Here is a 15,125-nt window from a genome sequence, read left to right on the forward strand (position 1 = left end):
GTTATTTTTCGGAGTTCATCACATAGAGCGCGCGCGAGCGTTCGAGATGCTTGATCATCGCCTTCTCGGCGCCATCGGCATCCTTCTTCTCGATGCGGCCGATGATCTCTTCGTGCTCGGTGAGCGTGAACTTTTCCTTGCCGGTCCAGATCAGCATTTCGGTGTGGTATTCCTTCAGCCAGCCGAGCATCGCCTCGCTGACGGCGACATAGATCGGGTTGCCGGAGATCGCGGCGATCTGTGTATGGAACTTCATGTCGGCGGAGATGAAGGCTTCGGAATCGCCGCGAAAGCCGCGCTGTTCGGCAACGGTGGCCCGCAGCCGCAGCACATCCTCGGCGGTGGCCTTTTCGGCGGCTTCCCTGACCATGCCACGCTCGAAGAAGATGCGCGCGGTCTTCAGGTGCTCCAGCGTGTCTTTCGATGACGACAGGATGATCTTGGCGGCGCCGTCGACCTGCTTGATGATCGACTTGGCGGTGAGTTGCAGCACCTTGGCGCGTTCGCCATGCGAGATCGCAACCAGCCCCATATTGCTCAGCGCCTGCATCGCCTCGCGGATCGCGGGGCGGCCGACCTCGAAGCGCTCCATCAGCTCGCGCTCCGAGGGCATGTCGTCGCCTGGCATCAGCTCGCCGCTGGTGATCAGGCGCTTCAGCCGCAAGAAGACCTCATCGGAAAGCTTGCGCCGGACAATCGGTTCCGAACGGTTCATCGCCGCGAATCACTCCCTTGACCCGGCCCTATCTAACACTGCCGCCACAATTCCCGGAATTGCCGTCTGTCGATCCCGCTGCCGGATATGACTTGCAATACTTATGTACTCATTATACCAGATTTGAAACACCAGTGAACCTTTTTCGAACGCCTCGGCTTGAGACAGCGGACCATGATCACCCTCACCTACCGCATCGAAACGCCTGGAAGCATCGAAGCGCTGGCGGCCAAGATCGCCAGCGATCAGTCGACCGGCACCTTCGTAGCGCTGCCCGGCGAGACCGAGGAACTGAAGGCCCGGGTGGCGGCACGTGTGCTGGCGATTCGGCCTCTGCCCGATGCCGAGCGGCCGTCGCTTCCCAATGACGGTAAGGGGCCGTTCAGGCGCGCCGATGTCGACATCGCCTTTCCGTTCGATGCCATCGGCACCGACCTTTCGGCGCTGATGACGATTGCCATCGGCGGCACCTATTCGATCAAGGGCCTTACCGGGATTCGCGTCGTCGACATGAAATTGCCGGAGGAGTATCGCGGGGCACATCCCGGCCCACAGTTCGGTGTCGCCGGCAGCCGCCGGCTGACCAATGTGACTGACCGCCCGATCATCGGCACGATCGTCAAGCCGGCGCTAGGATTGCGGCCGCACGAGACGGCGGCAATGGTGGCGGAACTGATCGCCGCCGGCGTCGACTTCATCAAGGATGACGAGAAGCTGATGAGCCCGGCCTATTCGCCCCTGTCGGAACGGGTGAAGGCAATCATGCCGCTGATCCTCGATCACGAGCAGAAGACCGGCAAGAAGGTGATGTATGCCTTCGGCATTTCGCACGCCGATCCCGACGAGATGATGCGCAACCACGATCTGGTGGCGAAGGCCGGCGGCAATTGTGCTGTTATCAACATCAATTCGATCGGCTTTGGCGGCATGGCATTCCTGAGAAAACGCTCCGGCCTGGTGCTGCATGCTCATCGCAACGGCTGGGACATCCTCACCCGTCACCCCGGCCTCGGCATGGACTTCAAGGTCTGGCAGCAATTCTGGCGACTGCTCGGCGTCGACCAGTTCCAGATCAACGGCATCGCCTCGAAATACTGGGAACCGGATGACTCTTTCGTCGAATCCTTCAAGGCGGTGACGACGCCGATCTTTTCGGCTGGGGACTGCGCATTACCGGTGGCAGGTTCCGGCCAGTGGGGCGGTCAGGCGCCCGAGACATATGCACGAACCGGCCGGACCGTGGATCTTCTCTATCTCTGCGGCGGCGGCATCGTCAGCCATCCGGACGGACCGGGCGCCGGCGTACGTGCCGTGCAGCAAGCCTGGCAATCGGCGGTCGACGGCATTCCGCTGGCCGACTTCGCCTTGAACCATCCCGAACTGGCGCGGTCGATCGAAAAATTCGGCGACGGCAAGGCAGCCTGAGACGATGCAGGACCTGCTTCTCAGCTATTATGGCGACGACCTGACCGGCTCGACCGATGTCATGGAGGCGCTCGAGCTCGGTGGCGTGCCGACCGTGCTGTTCATGCGCCAGCCGGACGCGGCCCTGCTGTCCCGGTTTGGCCATTGCCGGGCGATAGGGCTGGCCGGCACCAGCCGCAGTGAGACGCCGCAATGGATGGACACGCATCTGCGCGATGCCTTCGCCTGGCTGAAGACGCTTAACGCCGAGATTTGCCACTACAAGGTCTGCTCGACCTTCGATTCCAGCCCGACGATCGGCAGCATCGGCCGAGCCATCGAGGTCGGCCGCTCGGTGTTCGCGCAGGATAGCGTGCCGCTGCTGGTCGGCGCGCCGCAGCTCAAGCGCTATACCGCTTTCGGCCATCTGTTCGCGGCCTATCGCGACCAATATTTCCGCATTGATCGCCACCCGGTGATGAGCCGTCACCCGACGACGCCAATGGATGAGTCCGATCTGCTGATCCATCTGTCGCGGCAGACGGCGCTGAGCTCCGGGCTGGTCGATCTTGCGACGCTGCAGTCGGCATCGCGGTCGGCGGCGTTCGATCGCCTGACCGGAAACGGCACCGCCATCGTGCTTGTCGATGTCGACAGTCTGGAGACGCAGGTTTTGGCCGGCAAGGAACTGTGGCGCGTTCGCAAGCCCGGCGGTTCTTTTGTCGTCGGCTCGTCCGGTGTCGAATATGCGCTGCTGGCCGAATGGACGTCGAATGGCGTCGTCAGCGCTGGGCCAGGCTTCACACCGCCGGGCGCTGCCGAGCGGATAGCCGTCGTGTCGGGCAGTTGCTCGCCGACCACCGAACGACAGATCCGGCATGCCCTGACCGACGGTTTCGACGGCATCGAGGTCGATCCGGTCGAACTGGTTTCGGAGGCCTCGCAGCAGGCGATCACGCGCGCAACGGCAAGCGGCCGTGCCAGTCTGCAAGCCGGGCGCAGCGTCATCCTCTACACCGCGCTTGGCCCCACTGCCGACAGGGGCGCCGAAATCGACCGGGAGGAAGGCGCCCGCCACAGGCTTGGCCGCGGCCTCGGAGAAATCCTTCGCAACCTGACGGTGGAACAGAGCCTGCGTCGCGTGGTCATTGCAGGCGGCGACACGTCGAGCCACGCACTCGGCGAGACGGGCGTCGATGCCCTGACAATTCGCATGCCGCTGCCCGCTTCGCCGGGTTCCCCGCTTTGCGTTGCCCACTCGCGCGTCAAGGCGATCGACGGACTGGAGGTCGCGCTCAAGGGCGGCCAGGTCGGGACCGATCGCTATTTCTCAGCCATCCGCGACGGCCTCGGCGGTTGAAACAGCCAGCGCCTGCGTCCAGGTGTTGGCCGTGGGAACATCTCAGCGCGCGAAATACGCCTTGCCGGGTGGAAATCCCGGTAACACCCGGTATTATCTGCGAAAATGCCGAAGTCGGGAGGATGCCGGGTGCAGACCAAGAAGATCATCAACGATGGCAACCGCGCCGTCGACGAGATGCTGGAAGGCATCCTGGCAGCGCATCCCCGCCATCTCAAAAGCGTGGACGGCAGTCCACGCTCCATCGTCGCCCGCGACGGGCCGCGCCAGGGCAAGGTGGGCCTGGTCATCGGCGGCGGCTCGGGCCACGAGCCGAGCTTTCTCGGCTTTGTCGGCAAGGGCTTGGCTGACGCTGCGGCCATCGGCAATGTCTTTGCCTCGCCGCCGCCGGACCCGATCCTCGAATGCGCCAAGGCGGTCAGCGGCGGCGCCGGCGTGCTGTTCATGTACGGCAATTATGCCGGCGACGTGATGAATTTCGACATGGCGGCCGAGATGGCGGCGATGGACGACATCGAGGTGCGCACGGTGCTGAGCACCGACGACGTCGCCTCGGCACCGCGCGACCAGCGGCACAAGAGGCGCGGCGTCGCCGGCAATTTCTTCATCTTCAAGGCGGCCGGCGCCGCCTGCGACCGGATGTTGTCGTTCGACGAATGCGAGCGCATCGCCGGCAAGGCCAACGACCACACCTTCACCATGGGCGTGGCGCTGTCGCCCTGTTCGCTGCCGCAGACCCGCCGGCCAAATTTCGAGATCGGGCCGGACGAGATGGAGATCGGCATGGGCATCCACGGCGAGCCCGGCATCGCACGCGAAAAGTTGAAAACAGCCGATGAGATCACCGACGAGATGCTGGACAGGATCCTCGACGAGATGGCGCCGGCGCGCGGCGACAAGGTCGCGGTGCTCGTCAATTCGCTGGGCTCAACGCCGCTGATGGAACTCTACATCATGAACCTGCGCGTGAAGCAGAGGCTTGATGAGATCGGTGTGTCCATCCACGCAAGCTGGGTCGGCAATTACTGCACCTCGCTCGAAATGGCCGGGGCCTCGATCACGCTGCATCGGCTGGACGGCGAGTTGCAGACGATGCTGGACCACCCCTGCGACTGCGCCATGTTTCGCGCCGGCTAAACCCACTCTGTGGCAAGGACTAAGACATGACGACAATCGATACTGCCCGCCTTGTCACGATGTTCGCGGCGATCGCAAACTCCATGTCAGCAGACAGGGACAGGCTGTGCGCGCTTGACGGGGTTATCGGTGACGCCGACCACGGCATCGCGATGGAGCTTGGATTTTCCGCTGCGCGCGATGCGGTGGCCGGACTGGACACCGCGGCGACCGATCCGACCACCTTGCTGAACACGGCGGCAAAGTCGTTCCTGAATGCGGTCGGCGCCTCCTCCGGTCCGCTCTATGCGACCGCGCTCATGCGCGCCGCGGCAGCCGTCAAGGGCAAGACGGCGCTCGACGACGCGGATGTGGTCGCCCTGTTCCAGGCCATGGCCAAGGGCATTCAGGATCGCGGCAAGGCAGAGCTTGGCGAAAAGACGATGATCGATGCATGGGCGCCGGCGGGGCAAGCGGCGGGCGAAGCGCTGGCCTCAGGCAAGGATCTGGCCGCCAGTCTCAAGGCCGCCGCCCAGGCGGCAGAGACAGGCGCGGAAGCGACCAAAGCGATGGTGGCCACCAAGGGCCGGGCATCACGCCTCGGCGAACGTTCGCTTGGCCATATGGATCCGGGCGCTGCGTCCGCCGTCACCGTGATCGAGGCGATGCGGACCGCCTTGACCGACTGATCATCAGCGGACTTGCCGCGTCTTTCAGCGCTTGGCGTCGAGCTTGTCGACGGCCTGCACGTTCGCGGCAGATGGGCCATTCGGATCAAACTCGGAGGCAAGCCATGCGTCGGCGATCGATTTCGCCAGTTCGGGACCGATGACGCGGGCGCCCATGGTGATGATCTGGGCGTTGTTGGACTTGGCGGCGCGCTCCGCGGAATAGGTATCGTGGGTCAACGCGGCGCGAATGCCCGGCACCTTGTTGGCAGAGATGCTGACGCCGATGCCGGTGCCACAAAACAGGATGGCCCGGTCGTAGTTGCCGTCGAGAATTTCGTGGCCGACCGAGGCGGCGATATCGGCGTAGAAGCCGGCCTGGCTCAGGTCGACGACCTGCAACTCCGGCTTGGTGGCGAGATGCTTGGCGATGACATCGAGCAGCGGCTTGCCGGCGCTGTCGGCTCCGAGTGCGATCTTCATGATGATGAACTCCTTTGCTTTTGTCTCTGTCTCTTTGATTTGACGCAATTCCGGACGGAAAACCGCTTCACACTTTCCCGGAATTGCTCGCGCGGTTAGCGCGCGATGGCGGCCGACGCCTTTCTCAGAATGTCGATATAGCCTTCCGCTTGCCACGCCGAGCGGCCGATGAACAGGCCATCAATATGCGGCTGGCCGATAAGTTCGGCCGCGTTGCCGGGGTTGACGCTGCCGCCGTAAAGCACAGGCGGGGCAGCCGGCAGCCGGTCAGCGGCTACCTGCTTGATCAGCGCTTGCTGCTTGTCGGCATAGTCGGCGCTTGCGGGAATGCCCTTCTCCCCGATCGCCCAGACAGGCTCGTAGGCAAAGAGGATTTCCGCCTTCGGTTGATCGCCGCTCAGCTCCTGCAGCGCGCCGAGAACTTGTGCCGTCAGCACCGCCTCGGCGCGGCCTGATTCACGCTCGTCCAGCGTCTCGCCGACGCAGATCAGTGGCACGAAACCGTGCCTGACAGCAGCTGCCGTTTTCAGTCCGACAGTCGCATCCGTCTCGCCGAAATGCTCCCGGCGCTCGCTATGGCCGAGTTCGATTACATCCAGCCCGCAGTCTTTCAACATCACTGGCGAAATCTCTCCCGTCCACGCGCCGGCATCGGCCCAATGCATGTTCTGGGCACCTACCTTCACGCGGGTGTTGGCTAGTGCCGCCTTGACCTGGCGCGCGGCGGTGAACGGCGGAATGACGAAAGGCTGTATCGCCTGATCGAAACCAGGCACGAAGGCGGCCAACGCATCGGCGAACAGCAACGCCTCGGCAAGCGTCTTGTTCATCTTCCAGCTCGTGCCGACCCAATATGGGGCCATTGTTTTTCTCCTTCGATACTTTTGCGGCCGAAGCCGGCTTCCGGGCGACGTATTCGCTCAAGTCCGAGGCTTGAGACTGTCCCGGCCACTGTCGACGTAAGGCGCCCAGAAATCCACCGACTCGCGGATCATCTCGATAACCTGATGGTCGACTGGTTCCCTCTCCCTGAAGGAAAGTTCAAGGCAAATTTCATTGTCGGTTCCACCACCCTGCCGAACCGCGTCCAGCAACTTCTGCGGCACTATGCGGCCATCCTTGTTGTAGGCGGCCGTGAACGGCCAATGGCCGCCCTTGTTCATGGAAGACTGCTTGATGTGGATGATCGGAGATTGCAATGGAAACGCTTTCGCCCAGGCGTAGGGATCGGTGTCGGCAGGGTTGGGTGAGGTCACGTCGCCATGGTCGATATCGACCATCATCTTCATCGGTATGGGCAGCTTCGCTGCGTCGATGGCGCCTTGCAGCGTGACGCAGCTTTCGATCGTGTGGCCGAACTCGCGGCCGACCGACATCGGCTCCCAGAACAGGTATGTCAGCCCCGCCGCCCTGGCGTGTTCGGCAACCTCGCGCCAGCATTCGAGCGCGATATCGAGAAGTGCTGCCCGCCGTTGCGGATCGTCAAAGTCCTTGTAGGTGAAGATGGCGAACTGCGTGCCCATGCCTGGCGCGCCGAGTTCGGCGGAAATGTCGGCGAAGGTCTTGAACCAGTCGACATAGTAGCGCCGGACGTCGGCGTCCGGGTGGCCGAAATGGTTGAGCCGGCCATAAGGTCCGGTCATGCCGGAGGTGATCCTGACACCGGTCCGCGAAAGCGCGCTGTTGAACAGGCGCAGGAATTTGGCAATCGTGGCCGCCGGCCAGCCCGGATTGACGAATTCATGCGTCAACTGCACGTCGCGAATGCCGATGCCATAAGCAATCGCGTCGATCAAATCGTCTGGATCGGCGAAGCGATTGACCAGAGGATTGGTGTTGAGGGAAAGCGTGAAGGCCATCAGTCCGCCGTCGCCATGATGTTACCGAACCAATCTTCGAACGCTTTCCGCTCGGCCGCATTGATATGCAGGCCATGCTTTGTGCGGCGTTCCAGTATATCGGCTGATGTGCCAGCCCATTCGGTCTCGACCAGGAACTTTGCCTCCCGTTCATACAGATCGGGACCGAAGCGTCGGCCGAGATCAGCCTCGCTTTGCGCGCCGGCGAGCAATTGCCTGGCGCGGGTGCCGTAGCTTCGAGCGTAGTGCTTCACCAACGACGGGCTGAGCCATGAAAATTCGACATGCAGATCGCTCAGAAACTGCTCGAAGTCCGCATTGGGCAGGTCGCCCCCCGGCAAGGGAATTTTGGCCGTCCAGGCTTTCTTCATCGTCGGAAAGAATGGCTGGATCTTTTCCAGCGCGTGTTCCGACAGCTTGCGGAAGGTGGTGATCTTGCCGCCGAACACCGAAAGCAGCGGTGCGTTGCCGTTGGAGGCGTCGAGTTCGAAAATATAGTCGCGCGTCACCGCGCTTGGATTGTCGGCATTGTCGTCATAGAGCGGACGCACACCGGAGAAGCTGTAGACCACGTCCTGTGGCGTCAGCTGCCGCTTGAAATAGCGATTGACCACCTTGATCAGGTAGTCGACTTCGCTGGCCTCGGCGACCACTTCCTCGGGCCTGCCTTCGTAGGGAATGTCGGTCGTGCCGATCAGCGCCAGATCGTTCTCGTACGGGTTGACGAAGATCACCCGCTTGTCGTTGTTCTGGATGAGATAGGCCTGCCGCCCCTCCCAGAATTTGGGCACGACGATATGGCTGCCTTTTACAAGCCGGACATTGCGCGTCGAATTCTGCCCGGCGACGCGGCTGACAATGTCGTTGACCCAGGGACCTGCTGCGTTGATCAGAGCGCGCGCGCGGACTTTCGTGACGGCGCCCGTGCGACCATCCTGCATGTCGATCGACCACAGTCCGCCTTCACGGCGCGCCGCGACACAGGCGGTGCGCGTGAGCACTCTGGCGCCTCGCTGCCTTGCATCGAGCGCATTGAGCAGCACCAGGCGCGCATCGTCGACCCAGCAGTCGGAATATTCGAAACCGCGCTTGAATTCGTCCTTGATCGGCGCGCCTTCAGGCGAGGTCCTCAGGTTCAGCGTTCTTGTCCCAGGCAGCCGTTTGCGGCCGCCAAGGTGGTCGTAGAGAAACAGCCCGAGCCGGACCAGCCATGCCGGCCTATCCTGCGGGCTGTGCGGTAGAACGAAGCGCATCGGCCAGATGATATGCGGCGCCGCCTCGAGCAGCACCTCGCGTTCGATCAGCGCTTCGCGAACCAGCCTGAATTCATAATATTCGAGGTAGCGCAGGCCGCCATGCACCAGCTTGCCGGAACGCGAACTGGTGCCTTGCGCGAGATCGTCTTTTTCGCACAGGATGACGGACAGGCCACGACCTGCAGCATCACGCGCTATGCCGGCTCCATTGACGCCGCCGCCGATCACGAAGAGATCGACGACATCTGTTGTATTGCTCAAGATCTTGCTCCTGTGCGGTGCGCCATGCCCTTCCACACCGGCCGAAGCGCCTGGCGCGCCGCAACGAAGGAAGGGAAGAGCGCATCGTATGTTTGCGAAAGCGCCTCGTCATAGGCATCGCAGTCGCCGAGAAGCGGCGTCACCCATTCGGCGGCGCAGTCTTCCATGGAGCCGTAGACGCCGAGCCCGACCGCGGCCATCATCGCGGCACCCGCCGCGCCGGCTTCCTGGCGGCTGCTGGTGCGCACCTGCGCCCTTGTCGCCGCCGCGATGATGCGACGTAGAGACGGACTGCGCGCTGCGCCGCCCGACAGGCGGATCTCACTCGGCACGGCGCCCATCGCCTGGTAGCAATCGCGAGCGGCGAAGGCCAACCCCTCGAGCACGCCGCGTGCCAGATCGCCAAAGCCATGCTTGACCGAAAGGCCGATGAAGCCGGCGCGTGCGTCAGGGTCGACGAACGGCCCTCTTTCGCCGGCTAGCGATATGTAAGGCTGGTAGATCAGCGATCCCGGCTCCGATGCTTCCATCCAAGCGTCGAGCGCCTTCAGCAACTCGTCATGAGAAGGTTTGCCGCCAGCCGTGGCGAGCACGTCGCGCGCAAGGCCAAGCACCCAGTCTATGTTGAGCGTCGCCGCCATGTTGGATTGCAATTGTGCAAAGGCGCCCGGAATAGGCATGGCGATCGTGTAGCCGGAGCCATCTGCGTTCAGCACGACATCGTCGGGAGTGGCTGCGAAGCGCGTGTGTATGCCGGTCGAGCCGATGACCGTGCAGCCGACATTGCCCGAGGGATCATAGAGGCCGGCTCCGAGCGCCGTCATGACCATGTCGACGTAGCCCAGCACCACCGGCGTGCCTTCGAGCAGGCCGGTCTCCGCCGCCGCCGATCGCGATAGCGGATGATGGTCGGTGGTGCCTTCGAGCATGGGAGGCAACAGGCGGCGATGCGTCGTCAGATCCAGGATGTCGAGGGCTTCGTCGGAATAGGTGCGCGACCGAAAATCGCCGAAGGTGAAGGTTCCCTCGGAGGGATCGGTGGCGCGTTCGCCCGTCATCTTGAAGTAGAGCCAATCCTTGCAATGCAGTGCGGTGGCCGCCCGCTCCAGCATGTCGGGATGGTTCTTTTTCATGAAGGCAAGCTGGGCGCCTTGCTGGCAGGAATTCAGCCCCGTGCCGGTCAGTTCGAACCGCCTGCGATCCCGGGGATCGGCGCGCATCTCGTCCACCAAACGTCCGGCGCGGGCATCGAGCCACAGCCAGGCGCGCGAGACAGGCATGCCGTCGCTATCGATCAGCCAGGTTCCGTCGCCTTGCCCGGTGATGGCCACCGCCGCGATTCGTTGCGCGAGGTCGGGAATCTTGGCCGCGAGATCGCGAACGGTCCGCGCCATGTCGCGCCAGGTCTGGTCGAGGTCCTGCTCGGCGCCGCCGCCTTCCAGCGTGACGAAGCTATTGGGCACCGACGTCATGGCGAGCTGCCGCCCGGACAGATCGAAAGCGATCGATTTGATCACCGACGTTCCCGCGTCGATGCCGATCAGCAGGTCTTTCATGCCGCAAATTCCGATTGGTTGCGAAGGCAGTTCACGAGGGCAGTCATCTCGTAGAAGAGACAGGGGGTGTCCGCAAGGACACCCCCTGTGCAGGTATTACTCAGACAGCACGAAGGGTGCGGTGTACTTGTCGACATTGTCCTTGGTGATGAGAAGGCAATCGAACAGCTGCTTCTCGGTCGCCGCACCGGTGGCACCCGTCTTGATAAACGAGTCCGCCTGCTGCACGGCCTTGGCCGAGAAGATGGCGACCGGCTGCAGCACGGTGTACTGCAGTTCACCGGACTTGATCGCCGCAACCGCGTCCGGGGAGCCGTCGAAGCCACCGACCTTGATGCCGGCGAGCTTGCCAGCTTCCTTCAGCGCCGCAACCGCGCCGAGAGCCATTTCGTCATTGCCGCTGATCACGGCGATGATGTCGGGATTGGCTTGCAGCATGCTCTGCATCTTGTCGTGGCCCTGGGTACGATCCCAGTTGGCGACCTGCGAAGCAGCCTTTTCGAGATCCGGGTACTGGCTCAGCACAGTCGCGTAACCGTTCGAGCGCGTGGCGGCATTGTTGTCCGACGGGGCGCCGAGCAGTTCGACATATTTGCCCTTTTCACCGACGGCCTGCACCCACTGCTGGGCACCGAGAGCAGCGCCCTGCGCGTTGTTGGAAACGAGCTGCCCCTTGGCGAGGCCTTCCTGGTTGATCTCGGCATTGACAAGGAACACCGGGATGTTGGCTGCAATCGCCTTCTTCACCGCACCGACAGAGCCGTCGGCGTTGGCCGGATCGAGAATGATCGCCACCGACTTGTTGGTGATGGCGGTGTCGATCAAATTGCTTTCGGTATTGGTATCGCCCTTGTGGGCGCCGACATTGGCCGTATAGCCAAGCTTCTCGGCCTCGGCCTTGGCGACGTTGCCCTCGGTCAGCCAGTAGGGATTGGCCGGATCGTTGACGATGATCGAGATCAGGCCCGCGGCTGACGCGGCGGCCGTGAACCCAACGACCATCGCGGCCGCGAGCAGACTTTTCAGCATGGTTTTCATGTACATTCCTCCAATGATTACGCGGTGTTGCTGCCAGTTCACCTGGCAGTCTTCCCTTGGGCAGGATTGGCCGGTTCGGCCTTCCCCCGTTTCTGAGAAGTCGGTTGGCCACCTGTCGCGCTTGGGAGCTTGCTGCGGCGGCGATACTGAACGGCATTGAGGAGCACGGCGAGCACGATGACCGCGCCGGTGAACACTGTCTGCCAGTAGGATGAGATGCCGATGATCACCAGACCGTCGGACAGGAAGCCGATGACGAAGGCCCCGAGCAGGGTTCCGCGGATGTTGCCGCGGCCGCCGGTCAGTGCCGCGCCGCCGATGACGACGGCCGCAATGGCCGTCAGTTCGTAGGTGGTGCCGGCGGTCGGTCCCGCCGATGTAAGCTGCGAGGACAGGATCAGGCCGGCAATGGCGGCGCAGATGCCCGACAGCACATAGACGGAAATCTGCACTGTCTTGACCGGAACGCCGGAGAGTTCGGCCGCGCGTTCATTGCCGCCCGAGGCGTAGAGCCAGCGCCCGAAAGCGGTGCGGTTCAGGACGATGCTGCCAATGAGCGCGATGACCACGAGAACCACGACGCCCGTCGGCACGCCGAACAAGCGGTTGAAGCCAAGCGCATCGAAGCCGGTGTTTCCGAGCTCCGGCTTGCCGCCGAGATTGTTGTAGGTCAGGCCGCTGGTCATCAGCAGCGCCAGGCCGCGCGCCATGTACATGACGCCGAGGGTGGCGACGAAAGCTGGAACCTTGAAGCGCGCGATGAGCACGCCGTTGATCAGCCCGACGACGGCGCCCAGCATGCAGGCCAGCACCGCGACCACCCACACCGGCGGATAGAGAACGACGCCCAGCCAACTCAGCGTCACCCCTTGCATCAGGAAGCCGGCAACGACGCCGGCCAAGCCCAGCGTCGACCCCACCGACAGATCGATGCCGCCATTGAGGATGACAAGCAGCATGCCGATCGCGAGGATTCCGAAGATGGCGACATGCGAGGCCATGGTCAGGAAATTCGCCACCGAGAGGTAGTAGGGCGACAGGATCGAAAAGACGACGATGATGACGATCAGGGCAAAGAAAGCGCGGCCCTCGAGCAGCAGCTTGGCGAGATCGAAGCCTTCGCTCGCGCTTGGACTGGACTGTTTTCTGGCCTGGCTGACATCGGTCATGGTGTGGGCTCCGAAATTCCTGGTGATCAGGCGACCACGGCTTCGCCCGAGGCGGCCATGATCTGCTCTTTGGTGGCATTGGCGCCGAATTCGGCTGAAATCCTGCCGCGGCGCATGACGACGATGCGGTGGGCAATGCTGAGGCATTCGTTGACCTCAGAGGTCGAGAAGACGACGGCAAGGCCCTGCGCAGCGCGTTCGCTCAGCAAGCGGAAGACTTCGGCCTTGGCGCCGACATCGATGCCGCGGCTCGGCTCGTCGAGAAGGATAACCTTGGGATTGGTCGTCAGCATCTTGCCGATGACGACCTTCTGCTGATTGCCGCCCGACAGCGATCCGATCATGGCGTTGCCGCCAGCGGTCTTGACGGTCACCTTGCGGATCGAGTCTTCGACCAGCTCTCGCTCTCTGGAACGAGACAGAAACAGGCCCCTGGCGAACGCTTCGATGCTGGCGAGCGAAAGATTACGACCGACGGTCATCGTCTGCACCAGCCCGTCGCGCTGCCGGTCCTCGGGGACCAGCACAAGCCCTCTGGAGATACGCTGGGCAATGCTCAGCCCCGAGACGTCCTCGCCTTCCAGCAGCGCCCGCCCGCCCGCCATCGGCACTCGTCCGGCGACGGCCTCCAGCAATTCCGTGCGCCCGGCACCCATCAGCCCGTAGATGCAGACGATCTCGCCTGCTCGCACGTCCAGCGACAGGTGATCGACGACGGAATAACCTGAGCCCGAAGTGTCGACGACGCTGACATCCTCGATCGATAGGGCGACTTCGCCGAATTCATGGCCGGTCGGCGGCGAGCCGAGATCGAAATTCTCGCCGACCATGTTGCGCACGATCCATTCGAGATCGATATCCCGGGCTTCGGCCGTCGCGGTAATCGCGCCATCGCGCAGGACAACGGCATAGTCGGTGATCTGCAGCGCCTCTTCGAGGTGATGCGATATGTAGACGATGGAGACGCCGCGGCTGGTCAGATCGCGGATCACCTTGAACAGAACTTCCACCTCGGTTGCGCTGAGCGCGGAGGTCGGCTCGTCCATGATGAGGATGCGCGAATCGACCGACAGTGCCCGGGCGATCTCGACGATCTGCTGTTGGCCGAGGCGCAGATCCTCGACCAGGGTCATCGGATCGATGTCCTCCTCGAGATCAGCCATCAGAGCGCGCGCCTGGCGTTGCTCCTCGGCGAAGTCGAGGCCGGTCCTGGTGCGCAGTTCGCGGCCCATGAAGATGTTGTCGCGAACGCTGAGGTTGGGCGCCAGGCTGAGTTCCTGGTGGATGATCGAGATGCCGCGATCGCGCGCGTCCGAGGACGAAGAAAAGCTGACGAGATTGCCGTCGAGCACGATGTCGCCGGATGTCGGCGTGACCACGCCGGAGAGGATCTTCATCAGCGTCGACTTGCCGGCGCCATTCTCTCCGAACAGCGTGGTGACCTTGCCGCGATGGATGTCGAAATTGACGCCCTTGAGCGCATGGACGCCGCCATACGACATGACGATGTTGCGCGCCGAAAGCACGGCGTCGCCAGTCGCGGGTCCGGTGTCGGCAGTCGGTTTCATTTGACGTCCAGCCTCACGGGGGTGACGAGCCAGCTCTTCGGGTTGACCAGCTTGAATGCGCCGACCACCGATATGGTCTTGCCGGTCAAGGTGCTCGTATCGACCTTGGCCAGGACTTCCTTCTTCATCTCATTGTTCAGCGCCGAACCGGCGTCCTGGTACTCAATCTGGTTGGTGAACTGGCCGAATGTGATCTTGCCCGTGGCGTCACGCAGTTCCGTCCCGTTGATTGCCGGTCCCGTCTGCACGCGGATCATCAACGTATCTGGCACGCCGTCGACGGCGACCTTGTAGATGCCAGATTTTCCTTCGCCGACGACGCCGGTGAACTTGACTGAAATGACCGGTCCGACGCCCGCAGGCACACCGTATTCCTTTTCCGCCGTTGCCCTGTCCTTGGCAATCGCCGTCGCCACCGTCACCGCGTCGGCGGCGCGTGCCTCGACATCGGCCTGCACCTTGGGAAATTCCGACTTGCCGTAGTCAGCGGCGGAAAACACGGCGCTGCGAACGTCGCCTGCCGACCCTATCCTGACCACGTTGGTATCGAGCGCCATGGCGCCGAGCAGGACGACAACCGCGGCGCTGGCAAGTGCCCGACGCAGGGCGGGCGAGGCAGGCCTGGTCGATGCAGTGGCGGCTTTCGCGCTCATGACGCAACCGCCAGCAAGG

14 protein-coding genes are annotated in these 15,125 nt (G+C 63.0%); 4 read left to right on the forward strand and 10 right to left on the reverse strand.

Features of this window, described 5'->3' with window-relative positions:
* Window position 1: 1 nt before the first annotated feature.
* On the reverse strand, window positions 2–715 hold the full coding sequence (locus AC0NIL_RS26935; protein WP_063167520.1) for a transcriptional regulator NanR: 714 nt from the start codon (window positions 713–715) through the stop codon (window positions 2–4).
* Between the two features lie 174 nt (window positions 716–889).
* On the opposite strand from AC0NIL_RS26935, the gene oiaX reads away from it, so the two are divergent.
* The 4 genes from oiaX to dhaL all read left to right on the forward strand — a co-directional run bounded on the left by oiaX (window position 890) and on the right by dhaL (window position 5,284).
* Window positions 890–2,140, forward strand: a complete 1,251-nt coding sequence (gene oiaX, locus AC0NIL_RS26940; RefSeq protein WP_063167519.1) for a 3-oxo-isoapionate-4-phosphate decarboxylase OiaX — start codon at window positions 890–892, stop codon at window positions 2,138–2,140.
* 4 nt (window positions 2,141–2,144) lie between these two features.
* A complete protein-coding gene (locus AC0NIL_RS26945) occupies window positions 2,145–3,479 on the forward strand; it encodes a four-carbon acid sugar kinase family protein (RefSeq protein ID WP_027163946.1) in 1,335 nt (444 codons plus the stop codon).
* Window positions 3,480–3,608: 129 nt separating this feature from the next.
* A complete protein-coding gene (locus AC0NIL_RS26950) occupies window positions 3,609–4,616 on the forward strand; it encodes a dihydroxyacetone kinase subunit DhaK (RefSeq protein WP_063167518.1) in 1,008 nt (335 codons plus the stop codon).
* 26 nt (window positions 4,617–4,642) lie between these two features.
* The gene (gene dhaL / locus AC0NIL_RS26955; RefSeq protein ID WP_027163948.1) at window positions 4,643–5,284 is read left to right on the forward strand and encodes a dihydroxyacetone kinase subunit DhaL; all 642 of its coding nucleotides are present in this window, start codon (window positions 4,643–4,645) and stop codon (window positions 5,282–5,284) included.
* A gap of 24 nt (window positions 5,285–5,308) precedes the next feature.
* On the opposite strand, the gene derI is transcribed toward dhaL, so the two are convergent.
* The 9 genes from derI to AC0NIL_RS27000 all read right to left on the reverse strand — a co-directional run bounded on the left by derI (window position 5,309) and on the right by AC0NIL_RS27000 (window position 15,106).
* A complete protein-coding gene (gene derI, locus AC0NIL_RS26960) occupies window positions 5,309–5,746 on the reverse strand; it encodes a D-erythrulose-4-phosphate isomerase (protein ID WP_024502451.1) in 438 nt (145 codons plus the stop codon).
* A gap of 95 nt (window positions 5,747–5,841) precedes the next feature.
* Complete coding sequence (locus AC0NIL_RS26965) at window positions 5,842–6,609, reverse strand: triose-phosphate isomerase (protein WP_063167517.1); 768 nt, start codon at window positions 6,607–6,609, stop codon at window positions 5,842–5,844.
* A 57-nt stretch (window positions 6,610–6,666) separates the two neighbouring features.
* Window positions 6,667–7,605, reverse strand: coding sequence for a sugar phosphate isomerase/epimerase family protein (locus tag AC0NIL_RS26970; RefSeq protein WP_013533069.1), 939 nt, complete (start codon window positions 7,603–7,605; stop codon window positions 6,667–6,669).
* The gene (locus AC0NIL_RS26975; protein WP_063167516.1) at window positions 7,605–9,122 is read right to left on the reverse strand and encodes a glycerol-3-phosphate dehydrogenase; all 1,518 of its coding nucleotides are present in this window, start codon (window positions 9,120–9,122) and stop codon (window positions 7,605–7,607) included. Before AC0NIL_RS26975 ends, AC0NIL_RS26970 begins: the two co-directional genes overlap by 1 nt.
* Complete coding sequence (locus AC0NIL_RS26980) at window positions 9,119–10,678, reverse strand: FGGY-family carbohydrate kinase (RefSeq protein ID WP_063167515.1); 1,560 nt, start codon at window positions 10,676–10,678, stop codon at window positions 9,119–9,121. The genes AC0NIL_RS26975 and AC0NIL_RS26980 overlap by 4 nt, the downstream gene beginning before the upstream one ends.
* 96 nt (window positions 10,679–10,774) lie before the next feature.
* Complete coding sequence (locus AC0NIL_RS26985; protein WP_013533072.1) at window positions 10,775–11,716, reverse strand: D-ribose ABC transporter substrate-binding protein; 942 nt, start codon at window positions 11,714–11,716, stop codon at window positions 10,775–10,777.
* A 38-nt stretch (window positions 11,717–11,754) separates the two neighbouring features.
* Window positions 11,755–12,885, reverse strand: coding sequence for an ABC transporter permease (locus AC0NIL_RS26990; protein WP_013533073.1), 1,131 nt, complete (start codon window positions 12,883–12,885; stop codon window positions 11,755–11,757).
* Window positions 12,886–12,911: 26 nt separating this feature from the next.
* Entirely contained in the window at window positions 12,912–14,453 is a 1,542-nt protein-coding gene (locus tag AC0NIL_RS26995) for a sugar ABC transporter ATP-binding protein (protein WP_063167514.1), read from the reverse strand.
* Window positions 14,450–15,106 carry a DUF2291 domain-containing protein gene (locus AC0NIL_RS27000; RefSeq protein WP_063167513.1) on the reverse strand — a complete coding sequence of 219 codons (657 nt, stop codon included), beginning with the start codon at window positions 15,104–15,106 and terminating at the stop codon, window positions 14,450–14,452. The genes AC0NIL_RS26995 and AC0NIL_RS27000 overlap by 4 nt, the downstream gene beginning before the upstream one ends.
* Between the last annotated feature and the right edge of the window lie 19 nt (window positions 15,107–15,125).

The sequence above is a fragment of the Mesorhizobium sp. WSM1343 genome, from assembly GCF_055901535.1.

Coding starts and splice junctions, on each gene's coding strand:
- AC0NIL_RS26935 (WP_063167520.1), bottom strand. CDS start 715: ATGAACCGTTCGGAACCGATTGTCCGGCGCAAGCTTTCCGATGAGGTC.
- oiaX (WP_063167519.1), top strand. CDS start 890: ATGATCACCCTCACCTACCGCATCGAAACGCCTGGAAGCATCGAAGCG.
- derI (WP_024502451.1), bottom strand. CDS start 5,746: ATGAAGATCGCACTCGGAGCCGACAGCGCCGGCAAGCCGCTGCTCGAT.
- AC0NIL_RS26945 (WP_027163946.1), top strand. CDS start 2,145: ATGCAGGACCTGCTTCTCAGCTATTATGGCGACGACCTGACCGGCTCG.
- AC0NIL_RS26970 (WP_013533069.1), bottom strand. CDS start 7,605: ATGGCCTTCACGCTTTCCCTCAACACCAATCCTCTGGTCAATCGCTTC.
- AC0NIL_RS26965 (WP_063167517.1), bottom strand. CDS start 6,609: ATGGCCCCATATTGGGTCGGCACGAGCTGGAAGATGAACAAGACGCTT.
- AC0NIL_RS27000 (WP_063167513.1), bottom strand. CDS start 15,106: ATGAGCGCGAAAGCCGCCACTGCATCGACCAGGCCTGCCTCGCCCGCC.
- AC0NIL_RS26990 (WP_013533073.1), bottom strand. CDS start 12,885: ATGACCGATGTCAGCCAGGCCAGAAAACAGTCCAGTCCAAGCGCGAGC.
- AC0NIL_RS26995 (WP_063167514.1), bottom strand. CDS start 14,453: ATGAAACCGACTGCCGACACCGGACCCGCGACTGGCGACGCCGTGCTT.
- dhaL (WP_027163948.1), top strand. CDS start 4,643: ATGACGACAATCGATACTGCCCGCCTTGTCACGATGTTCGCGGCGATC.
- AC0NIL_RS26985 (WP_013533072.1), bottom strand. CDS start 11,716: ATGAAAACCATGCTGAAAAGTCTGCTCGCGGCCGCGATGGTCGTTGGG.
- AC0NIL_RS26980 (WP_063167515.1), bottom strand. CDS start 10,678: ATGAAAGACCTGCTGATCGGCATCGACGCGGGAACGTCGGTGATCAAA.